Here is a 2,036-nt window from a genome sequence, read left to right on the forward strand (position 1 = left end):
TGTGAACTCCCCCAGGGCCGGAAGGCAGCAAGGGTCAACAGGCTCTGGCGGGTGCGCGGGGTCCCCTCATGTCTCGGGCCCGTGTCGTGGTCCGCCCTCGGGCGCTGTCGGTGCCCCTCGGTAGCCTCGCGGGCGTGGCACTGGCTCTGTACCGCAAGTACCGCCCGGCCAAGCTCGCCGAGGTGGTGGGGCAGGAGCACGTCACCGAGCCCCTGGCCACGGCGCTCACCGCGGGGCGGATCAACCACGCGTACCTGTTCTCCGGTCCCCGGGGCTGCGGCAAGACGTCCTCGGCCCGGATCCTGGCCCGCTCGCTGAACTGCGTGCAGGGCCCGACGCCGGAGCCGTGCGGCGTCTGTGACTCCTGCATCGCGCTCGCGCCCGAGGGCCCCGGCTCGATCGACGTGGTGGAGCTCGACGCGGCCTCGCACGGCGGCGTCGAGGACGCCCGCGAGCTGCGTGACCGGGCGTTCTACGCCCCCGCCGAGTCGCGCTACCGGGTGTTCATCGTCGACGAGGCGCACATGGTCACCACGCAGGGCTTCAACGCCCTGCTCAAGATCGTGGAGGAGCCGCCGGACCACCTGGTCTTCATCTTCGCCACCACCGAGCCGGAGAAGGTGCTGCCGACGATCCGGTCGCGCACGCACCACTATCCGTTCCGGCTGATCCCGCCGGGCACCATGCGGTCGCTGCTGGAACGGATCTGCGGCGACGAGGGCGTGACCGTCGCCCCGCCGGTGTTCCCGCTGGTCATCCGGGCCGGTGGGGGCTCGGCGCGGGACACGCTCTCGGTGCTCGACCAGCTACTGGCCGGGGCCGGGCCCGACGGCGTCGCCTACGAGCGCGCGGTGGCGCTGCTCGGCGTCACCGACGCGGCGCTGATCGACGACACGGTGGACGCGCTGGCCGCGGGCGACGGCGCGGCCGTCTACCAGGCGGTGGACCGGCTGGTCGAGGCCGGGCACGACCCCCGCCGGTTCGCCTCCGACCTGCTGCAGCGCCTGCGCGACCTGATGCTGGTGCAGGCCGTGCCGGAGGCCGCGGAGCGCGGCCTGGTCGACGGGGCGGAGGACGAGCTGTCCCGGATGACCGACCAGGCGTCCCGCCTCGGCGCCGCGACGCTCGCCCGTTACGGCGAGATCGTGCACAACGGGCTGGTCGAGATGCGTGGGGCGACCGCTCCGCGGCTGCTGCTCGAACTGCTCTGCGCGCGGATGCTGCTCCCCGCGGCGACCACGACGGACGCCGGACTGCTGGAGCGTCTCGAGCGCATCGAGCGACGCAACGCGATCGCCCCCGAACCCGGCGCGGCCGGCGGCGCCGACGCCGAACCGGCGAAGCGGACCTTCGTCCGCCCGACCGAACGGGCCGCGGGACCTCCGGCCGCGGAGGGGCCCAAGCCCGCTGAGTCCAAGCCTGCGGAGACCAAACCTGCCGAGGCCAAGCCCGCGGAGAGCAGGCCGGCGGAGACCAGGGCGGCGGAGACCAAGCCCGCGGAAACCGGACCCGCGGAGACCGCGGCGCCGGCGTCCGAGGTGTCGGAGATCGAGCAGGAGACCGGGGACGACGTCGTCGAGCCGAGCCGTCCCTCGCCGGAGGACCTGCCTCCGCAGGTCGCCGCCGCCGCATCGGCCGCGACGGGTGCCGCTCCCGCCGAGCAGCCGCAGGCCGGACCGTCTCGGGAAGCGCAGGCGCAGGCTGGCCCGCCGCAGGCGGAACCACGGTCGGAGCGACCGGCGCCGGAGTCCGGGGCCGGAGCGGAGTCGGGTGCGCCGGAGAACGGACCTGCGGAGCCCGCCGAGCCCGCTCCGGCCGCGTCGTCGCTGGACGCGGCCGCGGTGCGACGGGTGTGGCCGGAGATCCTCGCCGCGGCGCGCCAGCGCAGTCGCAGCACCGAGGCGCTGATGGTGAATGCGACCGTGCGCGCCGTGGACGGCGACACGCTGGTGCTGACGATCGGCTCGGCCCCGCTGGCCCGGCGGCTGTCCGAGGCCCGCAACACCGACGTGATCGTCGAGTCGTTGCGCGCGGTG

1 protein-coding gene and 1 other RNA gene are annotated in these 2,036 nt (G+C 75.0%); both read left to right on the forward strand.

Annotated elements, in window-relative coordinates; translation table 11 throughout:
• Nucleotides 1-73, forward strand: an RNA gene (gene ffs / locus I4I78_RS32165) — signal recognition particle sRNA small type; the annotation flags it as partial.
• 61 nt (nt 74-134) lie between these two features.
• Nucleotides 135-2,036: DNA polymerase III subunit gamma and tau (locus I4I78_RS33205; RefSeq protein WP_308252482.1), on the forward strand; the 1,902-nt coding region annotated here is incomplete at its 3' end.

This window comes from Pseudonocardia sp. KRD291 (genome assembly GCF_019263595.1).
Classification (GTDB): domain Bacteria; phylum Actinomycetota; class Actinomycetes; order Mycobacteriales; family Pseudonocardiaceae; genus Pseudonocardia.